The organism is Chloroflexota bacterium (genome assembly GCA_018648225.1).
Lineage (GTDB): Bacteria > Chloroflexota > Anaerolineae > Anaerolineales > UBA11858 > NIOZ-UU35.
Window position 1 is genome coordinate 19,326 of sequence record JABGRQ010000073.1, and the last position, 18,801, is coordinate 38,126.

Here is an 18,801-nt window from a genome sequence, read left to right on the forward strand (position 1 = left end):
TCGGAATGACAACGATGGTTTCGCTATTCAAGCTACTATTGACCCATACAGATTTAAGAAAATTTCGTGCCCATCGTGTCTCTGTGGTGAGATATATTGTGATTAATTCCCGACTCCCCCATCATACTGACGCATCTGCGGCCACTGCCGCGCCGCCCAGCCCGCCGAAAGGATGCAAGCAAAACCGCCCAGCGCGACCGCCAAAGGCACACCGATCACGCCCCCCAAAAAGCCCGATTTCACATCCCCGAGATATGGTCCGCCCATGAAGAAAATTTGGTTGACGCTGGTCATGCGCCCGCGCAGTCGGTCGGGAGTATGGAGTTGGCGAATGGCGCTGCGGATGATCGAACTGACCGAATCAGCCGCCCCGACCAGCATCAAAGCGGCCACGGAGAGATAGAAATTGCGCGAGAAACCAAAGACCACCGCCCCCGCGCCAATCATGGTGATAGAAGTCAGCAACAACTTGCCCTGCTTGTGCAGCACGGCGATTTGCGAAATCAGCAATCCGGCGGTAACCGCGCCAATCATCGAGGCGGCAGAAAGCAGTCCGTAGGCGGCACCATCTACGCCGAGTATATCGCGGGCGAAGTAAGGCATCAGCGAATCGGCGCGTGTCAACAATGTTGCCAGAAAGTCGAGAATCATGCCCGCTAAAATCAACGGTTGCTGGAAGGTAAAACGCACACCCTCGCGGATCGCAGCCCAATCGATGCCTTTGCGCTGAGATACCAGTCGCTGTTGCGATACATCGCCCATGCGCAACAACATAACTGCGAAAACGCCGAAGAACACCGCCGAAGTGAGGTAGGCGGCTTGTTCACCAAAGCCCTGGATCAGCAAACCGCTAAAAATTGGGCCGAAAATACCCCCAATTTGAATACCAATAATTTCCACGCTGAGGGCGTTGGGCAGCACATCGGCAGGCACCAGATTAGGAGTCAGGGAATAGCGCGCCGGAAGATCGAAAATGAAGGTTGTGGCGTGAATCACTAACAACACATAAATATGCCACAGTTGCAGCCTGCCGCTCAATGTGAGCAACGCCAACATCAGGGCGGTTGCGCCCATTACGCTCTGCGTAACCAAAAGCACTTTGCGACGATTGAAGCGATCAGAGGCAATTCCGGCGAACAGTGAGAATAAAATCGTCGGTGCGAGGCGAATCAGGCCAATTACACCGAGCGCCAGGGGGTTGTCGGTGTAATCGCGAATTTGCCAGGGAATCGTCCAGATGAGCATCTGGTTGCCGATCCAGGCGAAGAGCAGACCTGCCCAATAGGCGGCGAATTTGCGATGACGGAGAGCGGGCGGGATTTGTAATTTCATGCAGGATTTGCGCCTTTGTCTCTTTGCGTTCTTGCGTTTCGTTTTTACGTTCCCCAATCACGCAGATAGAGGAAATCGTAGCCAATGGTGCGATTGCTGAGTTTGGCAATCGGCGGCAGGAGACGTTTAAACTGATTGCGCCGGATGCGCTCAATCACCTTGTGGACAAATTCCTGCGGAAAACCGGCTTCCACACATTCGGAGGGGCTGTAGCGTTCATCCACGATCAGGTGAAGCAGCTTGTCCACTTCTTCGTAGGTGAAACCGAGTTCGTCCTCATCAGTTTGACCAGCCCACAGGTCGGCGGAGGGGGGTTTGTTGATGATGGAATCAGGGACGCCCAACGCAACCGAGAGCTGGCGTACCTGCGTTTTGTACAGATCGCCAATCGGGTTGAGGGCACAGGCCGAATCACCATAGAGGGTACTGTACCCCAGCAGAATTTCGGTTTTATTACCCGTGCCGACCACCAGCCCGCCGAAGGCCTCCGACTGGTCGTAGAGTACGATCATGCGGGCACGCGCCATGATATTGCCGCGGCGCATGGCATTGGCATCCGGGAAACGCTCAAAAAGCGGCTCGACCATCTCGGTAATCGGCACGGTCAGCGATTGTACACCCATTTTTTCGATGACGCGCTGGGCGTCTTCGAGCGAATCCAGCGAGGAAGATTTGTAGGGCATCCTCACCGCCAGGACATTCTCCGGGCCGAGGGCTTCGGCGGCCAGCACACAGCTCAGGGCTGAATCAATCCCCCCGGAGAGACCGATCACCGCCCGGCTGAATCCGCTGCGCGTAATTTCGCTGTGAATAAAGCCTGTCAGGATGGTTTTCGCTAAATCGGTGTTAATTAGCAAATTTGCGCTCATGGCGTTTCTCCATTTGTAGCATCCGGGCAAACCAGGCCCGGAAAGCTTAACCACAAAGGCACGAAGTCACAAAGAGAAATAAACCTTTGAGCCCTTGCGTCTTTGTGATGAGAGTCTTTTCCTTCGCAAAACATCAACATTTTTGGCTGATAATGCGCGTCAACTCACGCTGCACCAGGCCAGTGCGCTCGTCGCGCAAAATCGGCAGGCGGGCGCGCGTGCGATGCAGTTGGTTGAGGTCAATTTCGGCGATCACCAGGGCTTCTTCGTGATAGGGGCCGCGCACCAGCAGATTTCCGTTGGGGTCAAAAACCGTCGAGCCGCCCCAAAAATTGAGGCCGTCTTCATAGCCCACGCGGTTGGCGTGTACTGTGAAACTGGTGAACAGGCTGGCATAGGCCTCGTTGATGTGTTCTACCCAGCGCGCCGATTCGAGCTTGGGTTCGTCGCTCAGACCGCGCCCCGGCGAGGCGGAGGTGAAAATCAGGATGTCAGCGCCATCCAGCCAGAGCAGGTAGGGCGGCGAGGCGTGCCAGAAATCTTCACAAATGGCGATGCCCGCGCCACCCAACGGGGTCTCAAAGGCTTCAATCGAATCGCCCCAGGCAAAGAAACGCCCCTCGTCGAACAAGCCATAGGTAGGCAGATACACTTTGTGATGCACATGCAGCACGTTGCCACCCGAAAGGTAGGCCCCGGCGATATAAAAGCGGTGGCGTTGGTCTTCATCCACAAAGCCGACAACCATATCGAGGTCGCGGCTGGCCTCCAGCAAGGGGGCAAAAATCTCGTCTTCGGGGATAGGGCGGTGCGAGACGGTGGAGGCAATATCTTGCAGGGCGTAACCGGTCAGCGAGAGTTCGGGAAAAACCAGCAGGCTGGCTCCGGCAGCACGGGCGCGTTCGGCGTAGGCTAGATGTTTTTCAAGGTTGGCCTGCACGTCGCCGAGGCGGGTGTCAATTTGGGCGAGAGCGATGGTTTGTTTCATAACGAAATCCTTAACGCAAGGTCGCAAAGATGCAGAGACGCAAAGGGGGAGATTTTATTCATTGCTCCTTTGTGCCTTTGCGACTTTGCGTTGAAAACTGAATAAAAATCAGCAGCGCACTGAGGATGGCGAGGATTGCCAGTGAGAAAGCGATCCAACCATCAGGGCTGATATTTCTCCACAGGGGAACGGGATCAGCCCGGAGCGAGTCCGCGGTGCCGAGGAGGATGGCAAAGCAGGCCAGCTCGAGGCTGGCAGCCAACCTCGGAGTCTGAATCCAGCCCCGGGTGCGCGCCGCATCCACCCCCCAGGCTGTCATTATCGTCAACAAAGCCCCGGCGGGCTGCAACGGCCAGCGAAGGGCGATCTCACCCCATTCATCTCGCAACGGCAAACTCCACACTGCGGCGGTCTGCGCCCCATAGAGATAGGCGCTGCTCCAGCATCCCAACCACAGACTGACGCTGAGGGTGGTTAAAATGGGCAGCAGCGCATCGGGATTGATATCGCCCAGCAACGCAATCAGTAAAAGCGAAAAACCAAGCCCAGCCAGCGCTCCGCTGACCGAAAATCCACCCAGCCAGGTTTGGGGAATTTCGATAAAGTGCGCCTGATAGTACGACCAATCGATGATGACATGCAGACTACGCCCCCCCAACACAGCACCGAGTACTACCCACATCCCGGCGTTGAGATGCTTGGGGCGCTGTTTGGGTTCGGCCTGAATGAGACTCCACAACAAGCCAATGGCCGCTCCCGCAGCAAACAACAAAGCAAATGAACTCTGCATGGCAAAATCATACCACGGCGATTCTAAAGACCCAATGTATTGTATAATAAATTGTGGTATCCATTTGTACCTTGCCATACAGAAAGCGAAGGTGGCCGATGATTGATTTTTTATTGAATACGAATATTGCTTATTTGCTATTAGTGGGTGGCTTTTCACTGACTTTGTTGGCGGTGATCACCCCGGGTACGGGCGTGCTGGAGGCAGCAGGGATTATCATGCTGCTCCTGGCCGGTTGGGGTGTCTATACATTGCCGATCAATTACTGGGCGCTGGCGATTTTATTGCTGTGCCTGGTACTGTTTGTGTTGGCCTTGCGTAAGGGTAGCCACTGGTCGTATTTAGGCAGCGCCATTCTTACTTTTGTGATCGGCTCGGTATTCCTTTTTCGTAGCGATATTTGGTGGCAACCCGCTGTCAATCCGGTGCTGGCGATTGTGGTTTCGCTACTCTTGGGCGGATTTTTCTGGATTGCGATCACAAAAACCCTGGCAGCCAGAGCCGTGCCCGCGGCGCACGATTTGACGCCCCTGATTGACAAGATTGGCGAAGCGAAAAGCGCGATTCACCATCAAGGGTCGGTGCAAGTCAATCGTGAGTTATGGTCAGCAAGGAGTAATGAGCCGATTCCTGCCGGTGCGGCAGTGCTCGTACTGCGTCGGGATGGTTTTGTATTGGAAGTCGAAGAAGTGAAGTAATTAACCTATCGGAGGTAAAAAAAAATGCTCAATTCAATTTTAGCCCAACAAGACCTGGTCGCCGCAGGCGGTTTCCTGACCTGCTTGATTGGCGGCGTGGTCGTTCTAGCGTTAGTGTTTATCGCCAGCGCCATCAAGATCATTCCAGAATATCAACGCCTGGTGGTCTTCCGCCTGGGACGTTGTGTGGGCGCCAAGGGGCCGGGGATTATCTTCCTGATCCCGATGATTGACCGCGGGGTGCGCGCCGATCTGCGCGAGCAGGTGCGCGAAATTCCACACCAAACCGCTATCACCGCCGATAACGCCGGCATCTCGATTGACTTCATCTGGTACTATCGCATTCTGGATGCGGTGGAAAGTGTGCTGCAGGTTGGCAACTTTGAATCAGCAGCCCAGGGCATGGCAACCACCACCCTGCGCGCCGTCATCGGCGGCATCCAATTGGATGAAGTGCTGGTAGAACGCGAACACATCAATAATATGCTGCGTACGCGTCTCGATGAAGTTACGGAACGTTGGGGCGTAAAAGTGACCAATGTGGAAATCCGCGAGATTATCCCACCGCGCGAGATTCAGGATGCGATGAACCGCCAGATGACGGCAGAACGCGTGCGCCGTGCATTGGTAACGGAATCGTCTGGTGAACGTGACGCGGCGATCAATGTGGCCGAAGGGCAAAAGCAAGCCGAGATTCTCAAAGCTGAGGGTCAAAAACAATCGGCTATTTTGGAAGCCGAGGGCGCCAAAGAAGCCCAACTGCTGCACGCCGAAGGCTACGCATCCGCGCTGAATATGATTTTCTCGTCAGCCCAGAATATTGACCAAAAAACCATGACGCTGCAATACTTTGAGATGCTCAAAGACCTGGGTGGCTCCGCAGCGACCAAATATATCTTCCCGATGGAATTCACCAGCTTGCTAAGTGATTTCGTCAAAGGGCAAAAATAAGAATTCTTACCGCAAAATAGAGAGCAGTTTTTTGCTCCGACACGCCTATTTTTTGCGCTTTTTATGCAAACTGAAGTAAACACCCTGCCAGGTAGCCAGATTCAAATTCTTTCGGCTACCTGGCGCGATTTAAACGAACTGCGCAATCTGGAGACAATTTGTTTCCAGCAAGATGCCTGGCCGCTGATTGATTTGGTAGGGGTTTTATCGTTTGGCAATATTGTGCGCTATAAGGCCGTTCTCGGCGAAAAAATGATCGGGTTTGTGGCTGGTGAGCAGGGCCGGGAAGCTGGCCTGGGCTGGATCGCTACTTTTGCAGTATTACCCGAATATCGCCGTCAGGGCATAGGAAGCGCATTGCTGGATACATGCGAAACCGCTTTAGAAGCAAAGCGCATCCGTCTGACTGTGCGAACCGGAAACACAGCGGCTATCCAATTATATAAAAAATATGGCTATCAAACTGTAGGGCTTTGGCCCAGTTATTATCGCAGCGGGGAAGATGCTGTAGTTTTCGAGAAAATTTACCTCGAATAGGCTATTTCGTCCTACTCAATACAACTCACTTTTCGACGAACTTCATAAGCCCTGCTATAATACCCTCATGCATATTGACGATTTACCCCAGCCTATTTTTATTACTCGGCAACACGCTTTATCTCGCCTGGTTGATGAATTATCGCAAGAAACAGCAATCGCAGTAGATACAGAAGCCAATGGCCTATACGCCTATCGCGAACAGGTATGCCTGATCCAATTTTCAACATCGGAAAATGACTATCTCGTAGACACCCTTGCACTGGACGATCTTTCGCCTTTGGGGGCCATATTCGCAAATCCAGAAATAGAGAAAATATTCCATGCCGCTGAATATGATTTGATTATTTTGCATCAGGATTATGATTTTAGCATCCACAATCTATTCGATACCATGTTGGCGGCCCGGATTTTGGGGTGGGAGCATGTCGGATTAGGTTCAATTCTAAAGAAACAATTTGGCATCCATGTGGATAAAAAATATCAGCGCGCCAACTGGGGTCAGCGTCCACTGACATCAGAGATGCTGCGTTATGCCCAGGTTGATACTCACTTCTTGCTGCAACTACGCCAGAAATTGACTGGCGATTTACAGGCCCGCGGCCGCTGGGAACTAGCCCAAGAAGATTTTCTACGCTACAGCAAAACAGACTCGCTCAATCATCGCAATGGTAAACCCGATGTCTGGCGCATCCGCGGCGCGCATGATCTTGATTCCAAGAAAGCCGCTGTATTGAATGAATTGTGCCGCTATCGCGACAAAAAAGCCCGCGCTCTCAATCGCCCATTATTTAAGGTGATTAGTGATAAAGCGCTCTTGTCTATTGCCGAGGCAGCCCCCAGATCACGAGGTCAGTTAACACATATCAACAATATTTCAGACCGGCAAATAAGCTGGCTGGGAGAAGGGATCATTGCCTCGGTGCTGCGAGGTTTGAAAGCTGATCCGATTACCCCTCCCCATAAACCACGCCCCAGCAATGACTATCTCGAACGCGTGGACCGCTTGCGCCGCTGGCGCATCCGCAAAGCAAAACAGTGGGGGGTAAATTCCGATGTAATTTTGCCAAAAGATATTCTTTATGATCTGGCAGAGAAGAACCCCACATCGAAAGCAGCGTTTGATATGATTTTGAATTCAATTCCCTGGCGGCGGCAGGAATTTGGTGAAGAAATTTTCAATCTTCTGGCCGCGATACAACTCTAGAAGAGTTTTTTTATATTTCCTGCATGTAGAAAATCCTGGTCATTTGACGTTGTCAAAACGGAGGTGTGCAATGAATATTCATTTCCACGGGGCAGCCCAAACCGTAACCGGATCGCAACATTTACTTGAAATCAATGGTCGTAAATTACTGCTGGAATGTGGTCTGTTCCAGGGGCGCCGCAGTGAAACCTACGAACGCAACCGGCATTTCCATTTTGATCCCAAAGATTTAGATGCCGTCATTCTTTCACACGCCCATATCGATCACAGCGGTAACCTGCCACATATCGTCAAAGATGGCTACGAAGGCCCCATTTACGCCACCAAAGCCACCGCGCATCTGGTCAACTTGATGCTGATGGATTCAGGCCACATTCACGAATCGGATGCAGCCTATCTAAATAAAAAACGCGCCCGGCGCGGACAGCCCCCCATTGAGCCGTTGTACACTCAGGTAGACGCCGCGCATGTTGCCCAATATACTGTTGGGGTTCCTTATGACGAGCAATTTGAAGTCATCCCTGGCGTGACGGCGCATTTTGTCGACGCCGGGCATATTCTAGGCTCGGCTGCGGTGGCGCTCGACATCCAGGAAGGCAGTCGTTCATATCGTTTATGGTTCTCAGGGGATATTGGACGCCGGGATATGCCGCTACTGCGCGACCCTGTGCTACCCAGCAATGCCGACTACTTGCTGATGGAATGCACCTACGGCGACAAAGCCCACCGCGACCCCCAACTGGCATTTGATGAATTTCGAAAAGTGGTTACTGAAACTACAGCCCGCGGGGGCAAAGTCATCATCCCTGCCTTTGCTGTCGGACGCACACAAGAACTGGTGTATTATCTCCACCAAATGGTAGATAGCGGCGACACGCCGCGCGTGCCAGTATTTGTGGATAGCCCCCTGGCAGTCAATGCTTCGGATATATTCCGCGCTCACCCCGAAGTTTTTGATGAAGAAACCCGCGAATTTATGCGCAATGACAAGCACAATGCCGCGCTTGGCTTTGAAATGCTCACGTATACGCGCTCTGTCGAAGAATCGAAAGCCATCAACTTGATCGAAGGCCCGGCAATCATCATCTCGGCCTCGGGCATGGCCGAAACTGGCCGCATCTTGCACCACCTGCGCAATAACATCGAAAACCCGCTCAACACTATTCTGATTGTTTCCTGGCAAGCACCGCACACCCTCGGGCGGCGACTGGCTGAACGCCAGGAGCAAGTGAAAATCTTCGGGGAGGTATACCACCGCCGAGCCAGGATCGAAACCATCGGCGGTCTCTCGGCGCACGCCGGACAATCCATGCTGATTGAGTACGCCACAGCGGTGAAAGATCAGGTGAAAAAAGTTTTCCTTGTACATGGGGAGGCGCGCGGCGCGCAACCCCTGATGGAAAAGCTCAAAGAAAGCGGGCTTTCCGAAGTTTATTTCCCGGAGCCGCATACATTTTTCGAAGTGTAATGGTATAATTTTGCCCGCTATGTTGGAGAGGTGCCAGAGTGGACGATTGGGGCGGTCTCGAAAACCGCTGTAGCCGCAAGGCTACCGAGGGTTCGAATCCCTCCCTCTCCGCAGAAAGAACTTAAAAAGGAGCGAGGTGGCTATGCTACCCTCGCTCCTTTTTCAATAAACCATCAGAAAGGGCTTTGCATGAAACTCGCCACACTGTGTTATGTGCGCCAAGATGGGCAGACCCTCATGCTCCATCGCACAAAAAAAGAAAACGATATTCATGAAGGCAAGTGGAACGGTCTGGGGGGAAAATTTGAACCGGGTGAAACCCCCGAAGAGTGCGCCCGCCGCGAGATATTTGAAGAATCGGGGCTGATCGCGAAGAAGTTGGAATTAAAAGGCTTGCTGACGTTTCCGCTGTTTGCCCACGATGAAGATTGGTATGCCTTTGTGTTTATGGCGACGGAACTGGAAGGGGAGTTGATCGATTCCCCCGAGGGGAATCTCGCCTGGGTGCCGGATCAGCAACTCACAGAACTTAACCTATGGGATGGGGATTATATCTTTCTGCCCTGGCTCGACCAGGCGGAATTTTTCTCGGCTAAATTCATTTATCGTGAGGGTAAATTTATGGAACATCAAGTGACCTTCTACCCGCCGGGGAGTATTCAATTTGTGTAGTTGTCTTACAATTGGGAGTTTTATCACATATCCGCCGTGATCTTTGACCATCGGAAATCGATCTTTTTTTTGATACGATTCACATAGAATGAGGGATACTTCTTTCATTCATCGCTGTTTCCTCCTTTGGCGAAGTCTCCATTGGGTCCCTCACCATCCAATGGAGACTTACTCTTTAAGCGGCTACCCACCCCAGGCTAGTTTGTTCCTTTCTCGATCGGCAGCACCACCGTAAAGGCAGAACCTTCCCCTTCAACTGAATCCACCCAAACGCGGCCCTGATGATTCTCAACGATGGATTTCACGATTGCTAATCCCAGGCCGCTGCCAGATACATTTTCTACAACATTGCTGGCGCGATAGAATTTCTCAAAAATATGCGGACGGTCTGCCGCTGGAATGCCGCAACCGCTATCTTCTACACGGAAAATGATTTGGTCATTTTCTTCTTTGGCTACCACAATAATCTCACCATCTTCGGACGAGTAGCGGATTGCATTTCCCAACAGATTATCAATGACCTGGCGCAAGCGCACAGAATCGCCAAAAATATTGGGTAAATGTGAGGCAACTTCCTGGCGCAAGGTCAGGTTTTTCTCCTCGAGCGGGCTGCGCAGGTTCTCAACCGAATACTGTAGGAGATTCTTGATCGAAAGCGAAACTTTACGCTCATTGAAACCTGCTTCAATACGACCCAAATCGAGCAAATCGTTGATGAGTTCTGTAATATTGCGCACACTGGTTTGCACGCGCTGAATGAAGTTGCGCTGCCGTTCATTGATCGGGCCAACGCGTTCTAACAACTCAACATAGCCCAGAATGGCTGTGAGCGGCGAGCGCAAGTCGTGCGAAACTGTGCTGACAAAATCGCTCTTGATACGATCCAGTTCTTTGAAGTAGGTTATATCGTGTAGCGTAATGGTCATGCCAATCTCAGGGATAAGATTCAATTGTGCATTGACCACGCGCTCATCATCGAGTTCCAATTCAACCCGGTACGGAAAGGTATCATGACCATCTCGAATGAGGGCCAGGAGTTGGTCGTGAGTGAAGCACTCTTCCAACGCGCAGGGCAAGGCTGCCGGTTTCGAGTGTTTGAACATGGCGCGTGCCATTGGGTTTGCCAAAATGACTTGCTCATTGGCATCGATAACAATCACACCATCTTCAATGCGCGTTAATATCGATTCAAGTTTTTTACGCTCAATTTCGGTATTCTCAAAAAGGCGCGCATTCTCAATTGCGATGGAAGCATAGTCAGCCAGGGCTGAAACCAGTGCAACGTGCCGTTGATGGAACGATTTTTGCTGCTCACGATTTGCTACCCCCAAAACGCCAATTATGCGTTCTTGTACTTCTAAAGGTGCGTAGATCAGCGTTTTTACAAGATAGGATGTTTTTATTTTTTGGGGCGATTCTTGATCCAGCAAGATCGGTTTCCCCGTACGCATGACTTCTCCGGCCAACGTATCGCTAACCGGTACGCGAAAAGTGTTTACCAAATCATCATGCACATTGCGTGCCGCACGCATATAGAGTTCGCCCGTGGTTTCATCCAGCATAAGCAAACTGCTTTCTTCCGCGCCAGTAAGCTCAACAGCAGCATCCACAACCACCTTTAGAACTTCGTCGAGGTCTAATAGCGCGGTTACCGAACGTCCAACCTTGCCCAGTGTTTCCAGCAAACTAACTCGTTGGCGCAAAATATCGGTATTACGCCGGTTGCTTTCTTTTGCCCAGGTGATGATGCGCTGGCGCTTTTTCAGGGCACGCTGCACAGCAGCCAGAATGGCATCGGGTTTCAGCGGCGGCGTGAGAAAATCGAATACTCCGGCACGCAACGCATCCAGCATGTGGGCCTGTTCTTCGGTTGAGGCAATTAATATGAGGGGCAACGCAGGGTATGTTTCAGCCAGATCGATAGCGAGTTGAACGCCCCCAACCGCGCTTTCCAAAATGGCAACATCTATGGATGATGAACGCATCATCACCGCGGCTGCCGCGGCATCGCCAACCTGAGTTACCCGAAAACCTGCCGGAGCTAATACCCCTCGATCCAGCAATTCTCCTGTTTGACTATTCGCGACAATGAGAAGAATTGTAGTATCCATACAAGGTGCTTCTGTTATTCGTCATCCCGAGCTTGTGTGGAATGAATAAACGCGTTTTTAAGGCTTTCCAGATTCATGCGAATATTCTGAACAGCTTTTCGCTGTTGAGCAATCAGATTCGCATCCGTTGCCATAAGAATTGCCAAATTTGATTCGATTTCTTCAATGGATTGAAATAATGTCTTTCCATCACTGCTAAACGAATCTGCTCCCGACTGTGAAGCCTCCAAGACAGCTTGCAAGGAACGGGCGCGCTGTTCTACGGCCTGGAATAATCGCGCGTTGACCAACGAAATTGATGCATAATCTGCCAGAGCTTCCAGCATGGCTTGATTACCCGCATCGAACGGCAATGCTTTTTGGCGTATCGCCACCAGCAATCCAACAACTTCTTCCTGTGCCTTAACCGGCACAACCAGGGCTGATTTCCCTAAACGTGCGACCTTAAATTTCTCTAAAGCGGGGCCATGAATAGAAAGCGATTCCCCTGAAAGCGCCACTAATGAACTGATGCCGTCATCCCAGGGTTGGCCGATCTGAACCCCTTTGGATTCGGGCAAATTACGAAACGCTCGCAAGACAAATTTCTTGCTATTTCCCTTCCGTAAATGCAACCAGCCGCGATCGGCTTCGGTAACAAAAATCGCTCCTTCGACAATACGCTCAAATAATGCTCGCTGGTCTGCAATTGAAGTCACCGATTTTCCGACGCTGAAAATCGTAGTGAGATCGCGCACCCGGCGCTGGAGTTCACGATTTGTGCGTTCCAGCTTCTCGGCCAGGCGCTCGCGCTCGCGCCGCGCCCTCACTTGTTGCAACGCACGCTCCACGGCTGAAACCACTTCGGCTTCACGCAACGGCCACTGCAAATAATCTGTAGCGCCCAGCCGGAATGCCTGGATAACATCTGCTTCCTGCCCATCTTCGGCCAACACAATCACCGGCACAGAAACCCCCTGGGAGGATAGGGCCACCAATAAATCTTTACCGCTCAACCCTGGCAAACTGATGTTGACAAGAATAACATCTGGCGAAAAACGGGCGGCTTCCTGAATGGCCTGTGGTGCCCCAACAACTACTTTAACGCGGAAACCCAATGGCCCCAGCGCCTGCCGGGCAATTAAATCGCTAACTTCAGGATCACTCTCAACAATCAGAATACGTTCAGCCACAGTAGTCATACGCCACTATAATAGCATGGTTCATAAAGAATCGGGGAGTCTTGTTTTAGCACTTTAGCACTACATATTCAGACACCCAAATTTTTAATAATCAGGCTTCCGCTACTGCACGCGAGAAACCCAAAACCGGCATATTTTTCAACGATTAGAGTTTACTAAGTGCTGCCTGTCTGAGCTTGACGTAAGCGGCATGCAGCACATAGAATCAATGATATGGATCTACGCAGTGCGAGGAAATGCCGTGAGGTTCCCACAGCATTTTCAGAAACCCAACAGGAAGTGCAGCTATGAAAAAAACAACCCACATATTGATCGCCATTGCCGCCATGCTTTTGATCGTCTCGGCAGCCTGTGCGGTATCCGGTCAGGTAACAACTGAAACAACCCCGGTGAGTACAGATGAAATGCCTGCGCCAACAATCGAAGCAACGTCACCACCCCCTACGCTGGATTTGCGCACACAAGAAGAACTGCTGACTTCACTCTATCAGCAAGTCAATCCTGGTGTTGTGGCAATTCACGTATTGAGTTCTGACAGCATGGGCAGTTCATCGCTGGGTTCTGGCTTCATTATCGATGAAGAAGGCCATATCGTCACCAATTATCATGTCGTCCACGGGGCCTCAGAGCTAGAAGTGGATTTCCCATCCGGATATAAAACCCGCGCAGAAATCTTGGGAACGGACCCGGATTCGGATATTGCTGTACTCAAAGTGGATGTTCCCGCCGAAGAACTGGCCCCGATCTCCCTGGGCGATTCAGACCAGCTCAGGGTGGGTCAAACGGTTGTGGCAATTGGCAACCCCCATGGGTTGTATGGCACCATGACGGTCGGCATCATCTCGTCGCTGGGGCGCACCATGCAATCCCTGCATGAAGCCCCAGGGGGAGCCTACTTCACCGCGGGCGGCATCATCCAAACCGACGCCGCCATCAACCCTGGCAACTCTGGCGGCCCGTTGCTCAACCTGGATGGGGAGATTATTGGCGTCAATGTGGCGATCCAAAGCTCAACATTTGACAGCAGCGGCCAGCCCGTAAACTCCGGAATTGGCTTTACAATTCCGATCAATATTGTCAAGCGCGTGGTGCCTCATCTCATCGCGGATGGCTATTATAATTATCCGTATATCGGTATCGGCAGCCTGCCCGGCGGCGAACTGACGCTCATCCAGCAAGAAGAATTAGGGCTGCCACAATCTACCGGCGTGTATATTCTCGATGTATCCAGCGATAGCCCCGCGGAAGCTGCCGGGCTGCGCGGCGCTGCCAGAGCCGATAATAATGGTCTCCCGCTGGGTGGCGATCTCATCATTGCCATTGATGACACCGAAGTGCGCAATTTCAATGATCTAATCACTTATCTCTCGATGCACAAAAGCCCCGGAGATGCTATTATTTTGACGGTTTTGCGCGATGGGGAGGAAGCACAAATCGAACTGACGCTGGGTGAACGCCCATAGCGTAAAAAACAGAACGGGAGCCTACAGCTCCCGTTCTGTTTTTTACGGGGTACGATCATAAAGACGACGATAAATCGAGAAGATTTCGTAAACCCCTTTAATATAACGCCGCGTTTCTTCAAAACGTATCACTTCCACAAATAAATCCGGATCATCCCCAGCCAGCGATTGCCAGATTGCCGCATTGCCCGGCCCCCCATTATAAGCCGCCAAAGCAACGTATAGATCATCAAAATATTCATGCTGGGTATTAAGGTAATCGGCCCCAAAGGTAATACTCACCAGCGGGCGGTAGAGGTCTTCATCAGTATAATCGGGGGGCCAGCCCATTTGTGCGGCAATCGAAGCTCCGGTGCTGGAGATTATTTGCATCAGACCGCGCGCGCCAGCAGAAGATTGTACCCAACCCGCAAATAGGCTTTCTTGTCGTACTACGCTAAATAAAAACAGGGGGTGCAAATTATTCTGTTGTGCCGCAGGAATAAGCAATTCGCGGTAATAACTGCCAAAACGCACATGATTAAAAAAGATCGGGGCATTCATTGTGGCCGCATCATTCATTTGGTTGAGGTCAAGAATATCACGAGCCGCGAATATGGCCGTGCGATAGAATCCCAAATCCAATAGATAGTTGACCAAGCGGTAATTATCCATCGGGTTAGAGCGCACACCCTGCCATAAGGACTCAAATTCCAGGCGGGCGGTATCATAAAGTCCCAAATACCATAGCTCGGTACCGCGGATCATGCGGACATCGGCCATCAAGGGCGAGGGGTCAGAAATATCCAACTCGGCGGGGATGGCAAAAATTTCACGCATCCAGGCTTCGGCCTCGGTGCGCTCGCCAGCCAGATCGTAGCCAATATCATAAACCAAGGGGGGGGCGAAAGGCGCGCGCCCAATCAGAAAATCACGGGCGCGCTCACTATAATAGCCGGTGGGGTCGGTATTGGCTGCCCGTGTGAATGCGGCCTCGGCAACGCCCGCATTTCCGGCAGCCTGGTAGGCTTTCCCCATCCAGAAATGAGCCGCAGAGCGATCGCCCAAATCGGCAGAGGTGCCCAGGAATTGCTCAAAACTTGTCAGCGCCGAGGCATAATCTTCCATACGGTAATAGGTAATCCCGGTGATGAAAACTGCCCGAGGCACGTATTCGCTGGAGGGATATTCGGGGGGAATCCGCTGCCAGATGCGGGCAGCCAACCCCAGGTCGCGGCCCCGTTCAGCCACGCGCCCAGCATCAAATAAAAACTCAGCGGCGCGCGCGTGCCAGGGGGCTTCATCCACAAATCCCAATAATGTTTCCAGAGCCGCGTCAAAATCTTCGAGATACCCCCACTGGGTGTAGGCTTTCTCTTCCCAGGCATCATCCCAACGATCGGCTTCAGGATACTGTTGAATGATTTCATCCCAAATGGCAATCGCAGTTTGCGAATCGCCCAACGCGCGGTAAGCCATGCCGCGGTAATAATGCGCCGTGGCGGCATTTTCGGCGGTGCTTTGAAGATAACGATCAAAAGCCGCGATAGAAAGAGTGTATTGCCCGGCGAAATAATCCACCAGGCCGCGGTCAAACTCGCTAACCGGGTAGCCCGCATCCACCAATAAGATCAGCGCCTGATACGTATCGTATGAGAGTGGGTAGTTTTCAACCGCATCGAGATACGCTGCATTCGCCTGATCCGTTTGACCCAACGCAGTATGTGCCTGCCCCATCAGAAAATCGAGCGTGGCTTTTGTGAAATCGTTATTGGTGCGATTGTAAATATCCTGATAAGCGACAACGGCCGTATTATAATCACCCTGGAAGTAGTAAACATTTGCAATTTTCTGCTCAATAGGCAGGGTATCACCAAGACGCGGCGCAGACAACGCAGCCTGATAGGCGCTAATTGCCCCAACCAAATCGCCCGCGGCAACCAATGCATCGCCGCGCCAATCGTTGATATAAGAATCAATCAATCCCGGACGAATATCCAGATAGGCGCGATAGGCTTCTGCCGCCAGAAAATACTCTTCGATGGCTTCATAGACTAACGCGCTGGTAATGCGCCCGGCGGGGATTTCGGCGGCATTGGGATAGTCATTGAACAAAAGCTGAAGTGTATCTAACGCGGCCTGATATTCTGCCTGATGATAGTAGGTTCTTGCCATCCCCAATAAGGCCGCTGAACGCAATTCGGCAGCAGCGTTGTTCTGATAGGCATTTGAATAAGCCAGTAAAGCACTTTCCCAATCCCCATAGAAGCGCGCCCGATCACCATCTTCAATGCTGACTGCTGGCAAAGAAAGCGTCGCGGGTGTGGATGTGGGAGTTGGCGGCGGCTCGGGCTGAACAGGCGACTCTACGGCAACTGGCACCGCTGATTCAGGCAACGCATCCGTGGCCGATTCGCTCGCCGGGCGATTGCAACCTGCCAACCAGAATAACCCCAAAAGCAATATACTTCTGTATATATTTATTTTGTGCAAATTTCCACCAATACAATGATGATCTATGTTATAATGAAACGGATTTTTGTGCGTTGAGAAGCCACTTACGAACAAATATCAACAGGAGTGCGATTTTCATTCAGGCATGGAGGTTTTTGACGAACCATTCTACTAGAAACACCCCGCCTACCCGAATCCACTCGGTTCACGTTCGTAAACGTTAACCGGGTTTTCATTTTTTTAATAAAGATACTAAAACGGGTCTCCGGGAATCACCGTGGTAGTTCCCAAAGAGCCACAAAAATAGCATATCGGGAAACCATTCAGAGTAAGGATTGTATCCCAGAGCGTACAACAACGCAACTTGAAGACAACGAACTGCAAGGAAATACGCAGTTCATTAGGAAATCGGTAAAAATAGGGGTGTAGGGTGTGCGGCGCATACCTTACACCCCTATTTTCCGGCTTTTTCTAACGTAATTATAGAGATCGCGCGAAATTGAATTTTGTTATTACTCGCGCCTGTGCTATTATGTAGATAAAGATTGTATCAGGAGAGAAAAAGTTTTTATGGCAAAAGCAGAAGATAAGATCAGAGTAGATGGCACAATCGTGGAAGCGTTGCCGGGCACTCAGTTTAAGGTTGAATTGGATAACGGGCATGAAATTCTTGCCTACCTTGCCGGTAAAATGCGCAAGTATTATATTCGTGTGCTGCTCGGCGACAGAGTAACTATTGAAATGTCACCCTACGATATGACACGCGGACGCATAGTCTATCGACATAAAAAATCTTCACATCGATAAATCTGTTTGTTGGTATTTTAAAATTTATGAGAACTACAATTGACGATCAGATTTTAGAATCGCTGGATAACAGCGACAGCAAATACTCTGCCCTGGGAAAGCTGATTGAATTAGGCCGCACACAGGGTTTTGTTACCTATGACGAAATTTTGCGTCATTTCCCCGATGTCGAGCAGGATGTCAGCCAACTTGAGGAAGTATTCGCATCACTGTTAAACGCGCAAATTCCATATATTGATAATGACGATCTGGAACTACCTGACGATGAAGAATTGGATAGCGACATCAAAGATGAGCGTATTCCTAAGGTAAATCAGGAAGACCGTCTGGCAAATATCGATACCAAAGATTTGTTGGGGCTTTATTTCAAAGACGCGGCGCACGTTCCCCTGCTAACCGGAGAACAAGAATTAAGACTCGCCAAGCAAATTGAACGTGGCCGAAAAGCACGACGGAAACTTGCCAAAGGAGATATTACTCCCGAAGAACGCGTCAAGTTATACACTTATATTAGCGGCGAGTGGGAAGCCGTTGAACATCTGATTACGGCCAATACTCGTCTGGTCATCAGTGTTGCGAAAAAACACATGGGGCGCGGGGTTCCCTTCATTGATCTGATTCAAGAAGGTAATATCGGCCTAATGCGAGCTGCCAAAAAATTTGATTACAAACGCGGCTATAAGTTCAGTACGTATGCAACCTGGTGGATTCGCCAGGCTGTGACGCGCGCCATCGCCGACCAGGGACGCACCATCCGCATTCCAGTTCACATGGGTGATCAGATTTCAAGGCTGTTCCGCACACAACATAAACTCAAACAAGACCTCGAGCGCGATCCCACTATCGAAGAATTGGCTAATGAACTCGCCATCCCGCCTGATAAGGTGCGCTATATGTTCCAGGTGGCGCGGCGTCCACTCTCACTGGAAATGCCCACCACCATCGAGGGGGACGCGGTTCTCGGCGATTTCATCGAAGATGAGGAAACGCCCTCGCCCGATGAAACGACCACACACCAGATTTTGCGCGAGCAACTCGAAGAAGTTATGGAAGAGCTTCCCGCACGCGAGGCCCGAATTTTGCGCCTGCGTTACGGTATCCCCGATGGAAAGAGTCATACTTTGCAAGAAGTAGGCAACAAGGTTGGAGTTTCCCGCGAACGCGTGCGCCAAATTGAGGCTCAGGCGCTGCGCCGCCTGCGACGTCCGGGCGTGCGGCGGAAGTTGCAGGATTTTCTAGGGGCAGTACAGAGTAGTACAAATACATAATTTTTCAAGACCGGGTGAGCAGCCTA

At 51.3% G+C, this 18,801-nt stretch carries 16 protein-coding genes and 1 tRNA gene; 10 read left to right on the forward strand and 7 right to left on the reverse strand.

Translation table 11 applies throughout. The features are described 5' to 3' along the window. Window positions 1-102: 102 nt before the first annotated feature. From HN413_05685 to HN413_05700, 4 genes are all read right to left on the reverse strand, one after another. Window positions 103-1,332, reverse strand: coding sequence for an MFS transporter (locus HN413_05685; protein MBT3389884.1), 1,230 nt, complete (start codon window positions 1,330-1,332; stop codon window positions 103-105). A 44-nt stretch (window positions 1,333-1,376) separates the two neighbouring features. Continuing rightward, the gene (locus tag HN413_05690) at window positions 1,377-2,201 is read right to left on the reverse strand and encodes an NAD+ synthase (GenBank protein MBT3389885.1); all 825 of its coding nucleotides are present in this window, start codon (window positions 2,199-2,201) and stop codon (window positions 1,377-1,379) included. A gap of 133 nt (window positions 2,202-2,334) precedes the next feature. After that, window positions 2,335-3,189, reverse strand: a complete 855-nt coding sequence (locus HN413_05695) for a carbon-nitrogen hydrolase (protein ID MBT3389886.1) — start codon at window positions 3,187-3,189, stop codon at window positions 2,335-2,337. 58 nt (window positions 3,190-3,247) lie between these two features. Beyond that, window positions 3,248-3,979, reverse strand: coding sequence for a hypothetical protein (locus HN413_05700; protein MBT3389887.1), 732 nt, complete (start codon window positions 3,977-3,979; stop codon window positions 3,248-3,250). 98 nt (window positions 3,980-4,077) lie between these two features. Between HN413_05700 and HN413_05705 the strand changes: the two genes are divergently transcribed. The 7 genes from HN413_05705 (at window position 4,078) to HN413_05735 (ending at window position 9,512) form a co-directional block, all read left to right on the forward strand. Continuing rightward, on the forward strand, window positions 4,078-4,677 hold the full coding sequence (locus tag HN413_05705) for a hypothetical protein (protein ID MBT3389888.1): 600 nt from the start codon (window positions 4,078-4,080) through the stop codon (window positions 4,675-4,677). Window positions 4,678-4,713: 36 nt separating this feature from the next. Beyond that, on the forward strand, window positions 4,714-5,628 hold the full coding sequence (locus HN413_05710) for an SPFH/Band 7/PHB domain protein (protein MBT3389889.1): 915 nt from the start codon (window positions 4,714-4,716) through the stop codon (window positions 5,626-5,628). A 63-nt stretch (window positions 5,629-5,691) separates the two neighbouring features. Then, complete coding sequence (locus HN413_05715; GenBank protein MBT3389890.1) at window positions 5,692-6,165, forward strand: GNAT family N-acetyltransferase; 474 nt, start codon at window positions 5,692-5,694, stop codon at window positions 6,163-6,165. A 67-nt stretch (window positions 6,166-6,232) separates the two neighbouring features. Further along, window positions 6,233-7,372, forward strand: coding sequence for a ribonuclease D (locus HN413_05720; protein MBT3389891.1), 1,140 nt, complete (start codon window positions 6,233-6,235; stop codon window positions 7,370-7,372). A gap of 70 nt (window positions 7,373-7,442) precedes the next feature. Then, window positions 7,443-8,840: an MBL fold metallo-hydrolase gene (locus tag HN413_05725; protein MBT3389892.1), complete on the forward strand. Its 1,398-nt coding sequence runs from the start codon at window positions 7,443-7,445 to the stop codon at window positions 8,838-8,840. Window positions 8,841-8,864: 24 nt separating this feature from the next. Further along, window positions 8,865-8,951: transfer RNA gene (locus tag HN413_05730), tRNA-Ser, on the forward strand. 78 nt (window positions 8,952-9,029) lie between these two features. Beyond that, window positions 9,030-9,512, forward strand: a complete 483-nt coding sequence (locus HN413_05735) for an 8-oxo-dGTP diphosphatase (GenBank protein MBT3389893.1) — start codon at window positions 9,030-9,032, stop codon at window positions 9,510-9,512. Between the two features lie 197 nt (window positions 9,513-9,709). Here the strand turns inward: HN413_05735 and HN413_05740 are convergent, their stop codons facing one another. Further along, window positions 9,710-11,623, reverse strand: a complete 1,914-nt coding sequence (locus HN413_05740) for a GAF domain-containing protein (protein ID MBT3389894.1) — start codon at window positions 11,621-11,623, stop codon at window positions 9,710-9,712. 14 nt (window positions 11,624-11,637) lie between these two features. Further along, complete coding sequence (locus HN413_05745) at window positions 11,638-12,804, reverse strand: response regulator (GenBank protein MBT3389895.1); 1,167 nt, start codon at window positions 12,802-12,804, stop codon at window positions 11,638-11,640. A gap of 287 nt (window positions 12,805-13,091) precedes the next feature. Here HN413_05745 and HN413_05750 point away from each other — a divergent pair, with 287 nt between their 5' ends. Beyond that, entirely contained in the window at window positions 13,092-14,267 is a 1,176-nt protein-coding gene (locus tag HN413_05750; GenBank protein ID MBT3389896.1) for a PDZ domain-containing protein, read from the forward strand. A 42-nt stretch (window positions 14,268-14,309) separates the two neighbouring features. Here HN413_05750 and HN413_05755 read toward each other — a convergent pair whose 3' ends face one another. Continuing rightward, window positions 14,310-16,703, reverse strand: coding sequence for a tetratricopeptide repeat protein (locus tag HN413_05755; GenBank protein MBT3389897.1), 2,394 nt, complete (start codon window positions 16,701-16,703; stop codon window positions 14,310-14,312). A gap of 567 nt (window positions 16,704-17,270) precedes the next feature. Here HN413_05755 and infA point away from each other — a divergent pair. After that, window positions 17,271-17,507 carry a translation initiation factor IF-1 gene (gene infA, locus HN413_05760; GenBank protein MBT3389898.1) on the forward strand — a complete coding sequence of 79 codons (237 nt, stop codon included), beginning with the start codon at window positions 17,271-17,273 and terminating at the stop codon, window positions 17,505-17,507. Between the two features lie 26 nt (window positions 17,508-17,533). Continuing rightward, window positions 17,534-18,775, forward strand: coding sequence for a sigma-70 family RNA polymerase sigma factor (locus HN413_05765; protein MBT3389899.1), 1,242 nt, complete (start codon window positions 17,534-17,536; stop codon window positions 18,773-18,775). The last annotated feature ends 26 nt before the right edge of the window (window positions 18,776-18,801 follow it).

What these genes read in the sequence shown, in the direction of transcription:
- HN413_05735 (MBT3389893.1), top strand. Translation starts at nt 9,030, where the DNA reads ATGAAACTCGCCACACTGTGTTATGTGCGCCAAGATGGGCAGACCCTC.
- HN413_05700 (MBT3389887.1), bottom strand. Translation starts at nt 3,979, where the DNA reads ATGCAGAGTTCATTTGCTTTGTTGTTTGCTGCGGGAGCGGCCATTGGC.
- HN413_05705 (MBT3389888.1), top strand. Translation starts at nt 4,078, where the DNA reads ATGATTGATTTTTTATTGAATACGAATATTGCTTATTTGCTATTAGTG.
- HN413_05695 (MBT3389886.1), bottom strand. Translation starts at nt 3,189, where the DNA reads ATGAAACAAACCATCGCTCTCGCCCAAATTGACACCCGCCTCGGCGAC.
- HN413_05745 (MBT3389895.1), bottom strand. Translation starts at nt 12,804, where the DNA reads ATGACTACTGTGGCTGAACGTATTCTGATTGTTGAGAGTGATCCTGAA.
- HN413_05765 (MBT3389899.1), top strand. Translation starts at nt 17,534, where the DNA reads ATGAGAACTACAATTGACGATCAGATTTTAGAATCGCTGGATAACAGC.
- HN413_05720 (MBT3389891.1), top strand. Translation starts at nt 6,233, where the DNA reads ATGCATATTGACGATTTACCCCAGCCTATTTTTATTACTCGGCAACAC.
- infA (MBT3389898.1), top strand. Translation starts at nt 17,271, where the DNA reads ATGGCAAAAGCAGAAGATAAGATCAGAGTAGATGGCACAATCGTGGAA.
- HN413_05685 (MBT3389884.1), bottom strand. Translation starts at nt 1,332, where the DNA reads ATGAAATTACAAATCCCGCCCGCTCTCCGTCATCGCAAATTCGCCGCC.
- HN413_05750 (MBT3389896.1), top strand. Translation starts at nt 13,092, where the DNA reads ATGAAAAAAACAACCCACATATTGATCGCCATTGCCGCCATGCTTTTG.
- HN413_05740 (MBT3389894.1), bottom strand. Translation starts at nt 11,623, where the DNA reads ATGGATACTACAATTCTTCTCATTGTCGCGAATAGTCAAACAGGAGAA.
- HN413_05725 (MBT3389892.1), top strand. Translation starts at nt 7,443, where the DNA reads ATGAATATTCATTTCCACGGGGCAGCCCAAACCGTAACCGGATCGCAA.
- HN413_05715 (MBT3389890.1), top strand. Translation starts at nt 5,692, where the DNA reads ATGCAAACTGAAGTAAACACCCTGCCAGGTAGCCAGATTCAAATTCTT.
- HN413_05690 (MBT3389885.1), bottom strand. Translation starts at nt 2,201, where the DNA reads ATGAGCGCAAATTTGCTAATTAACACCGATTTAGCGAAAACCATCCTG.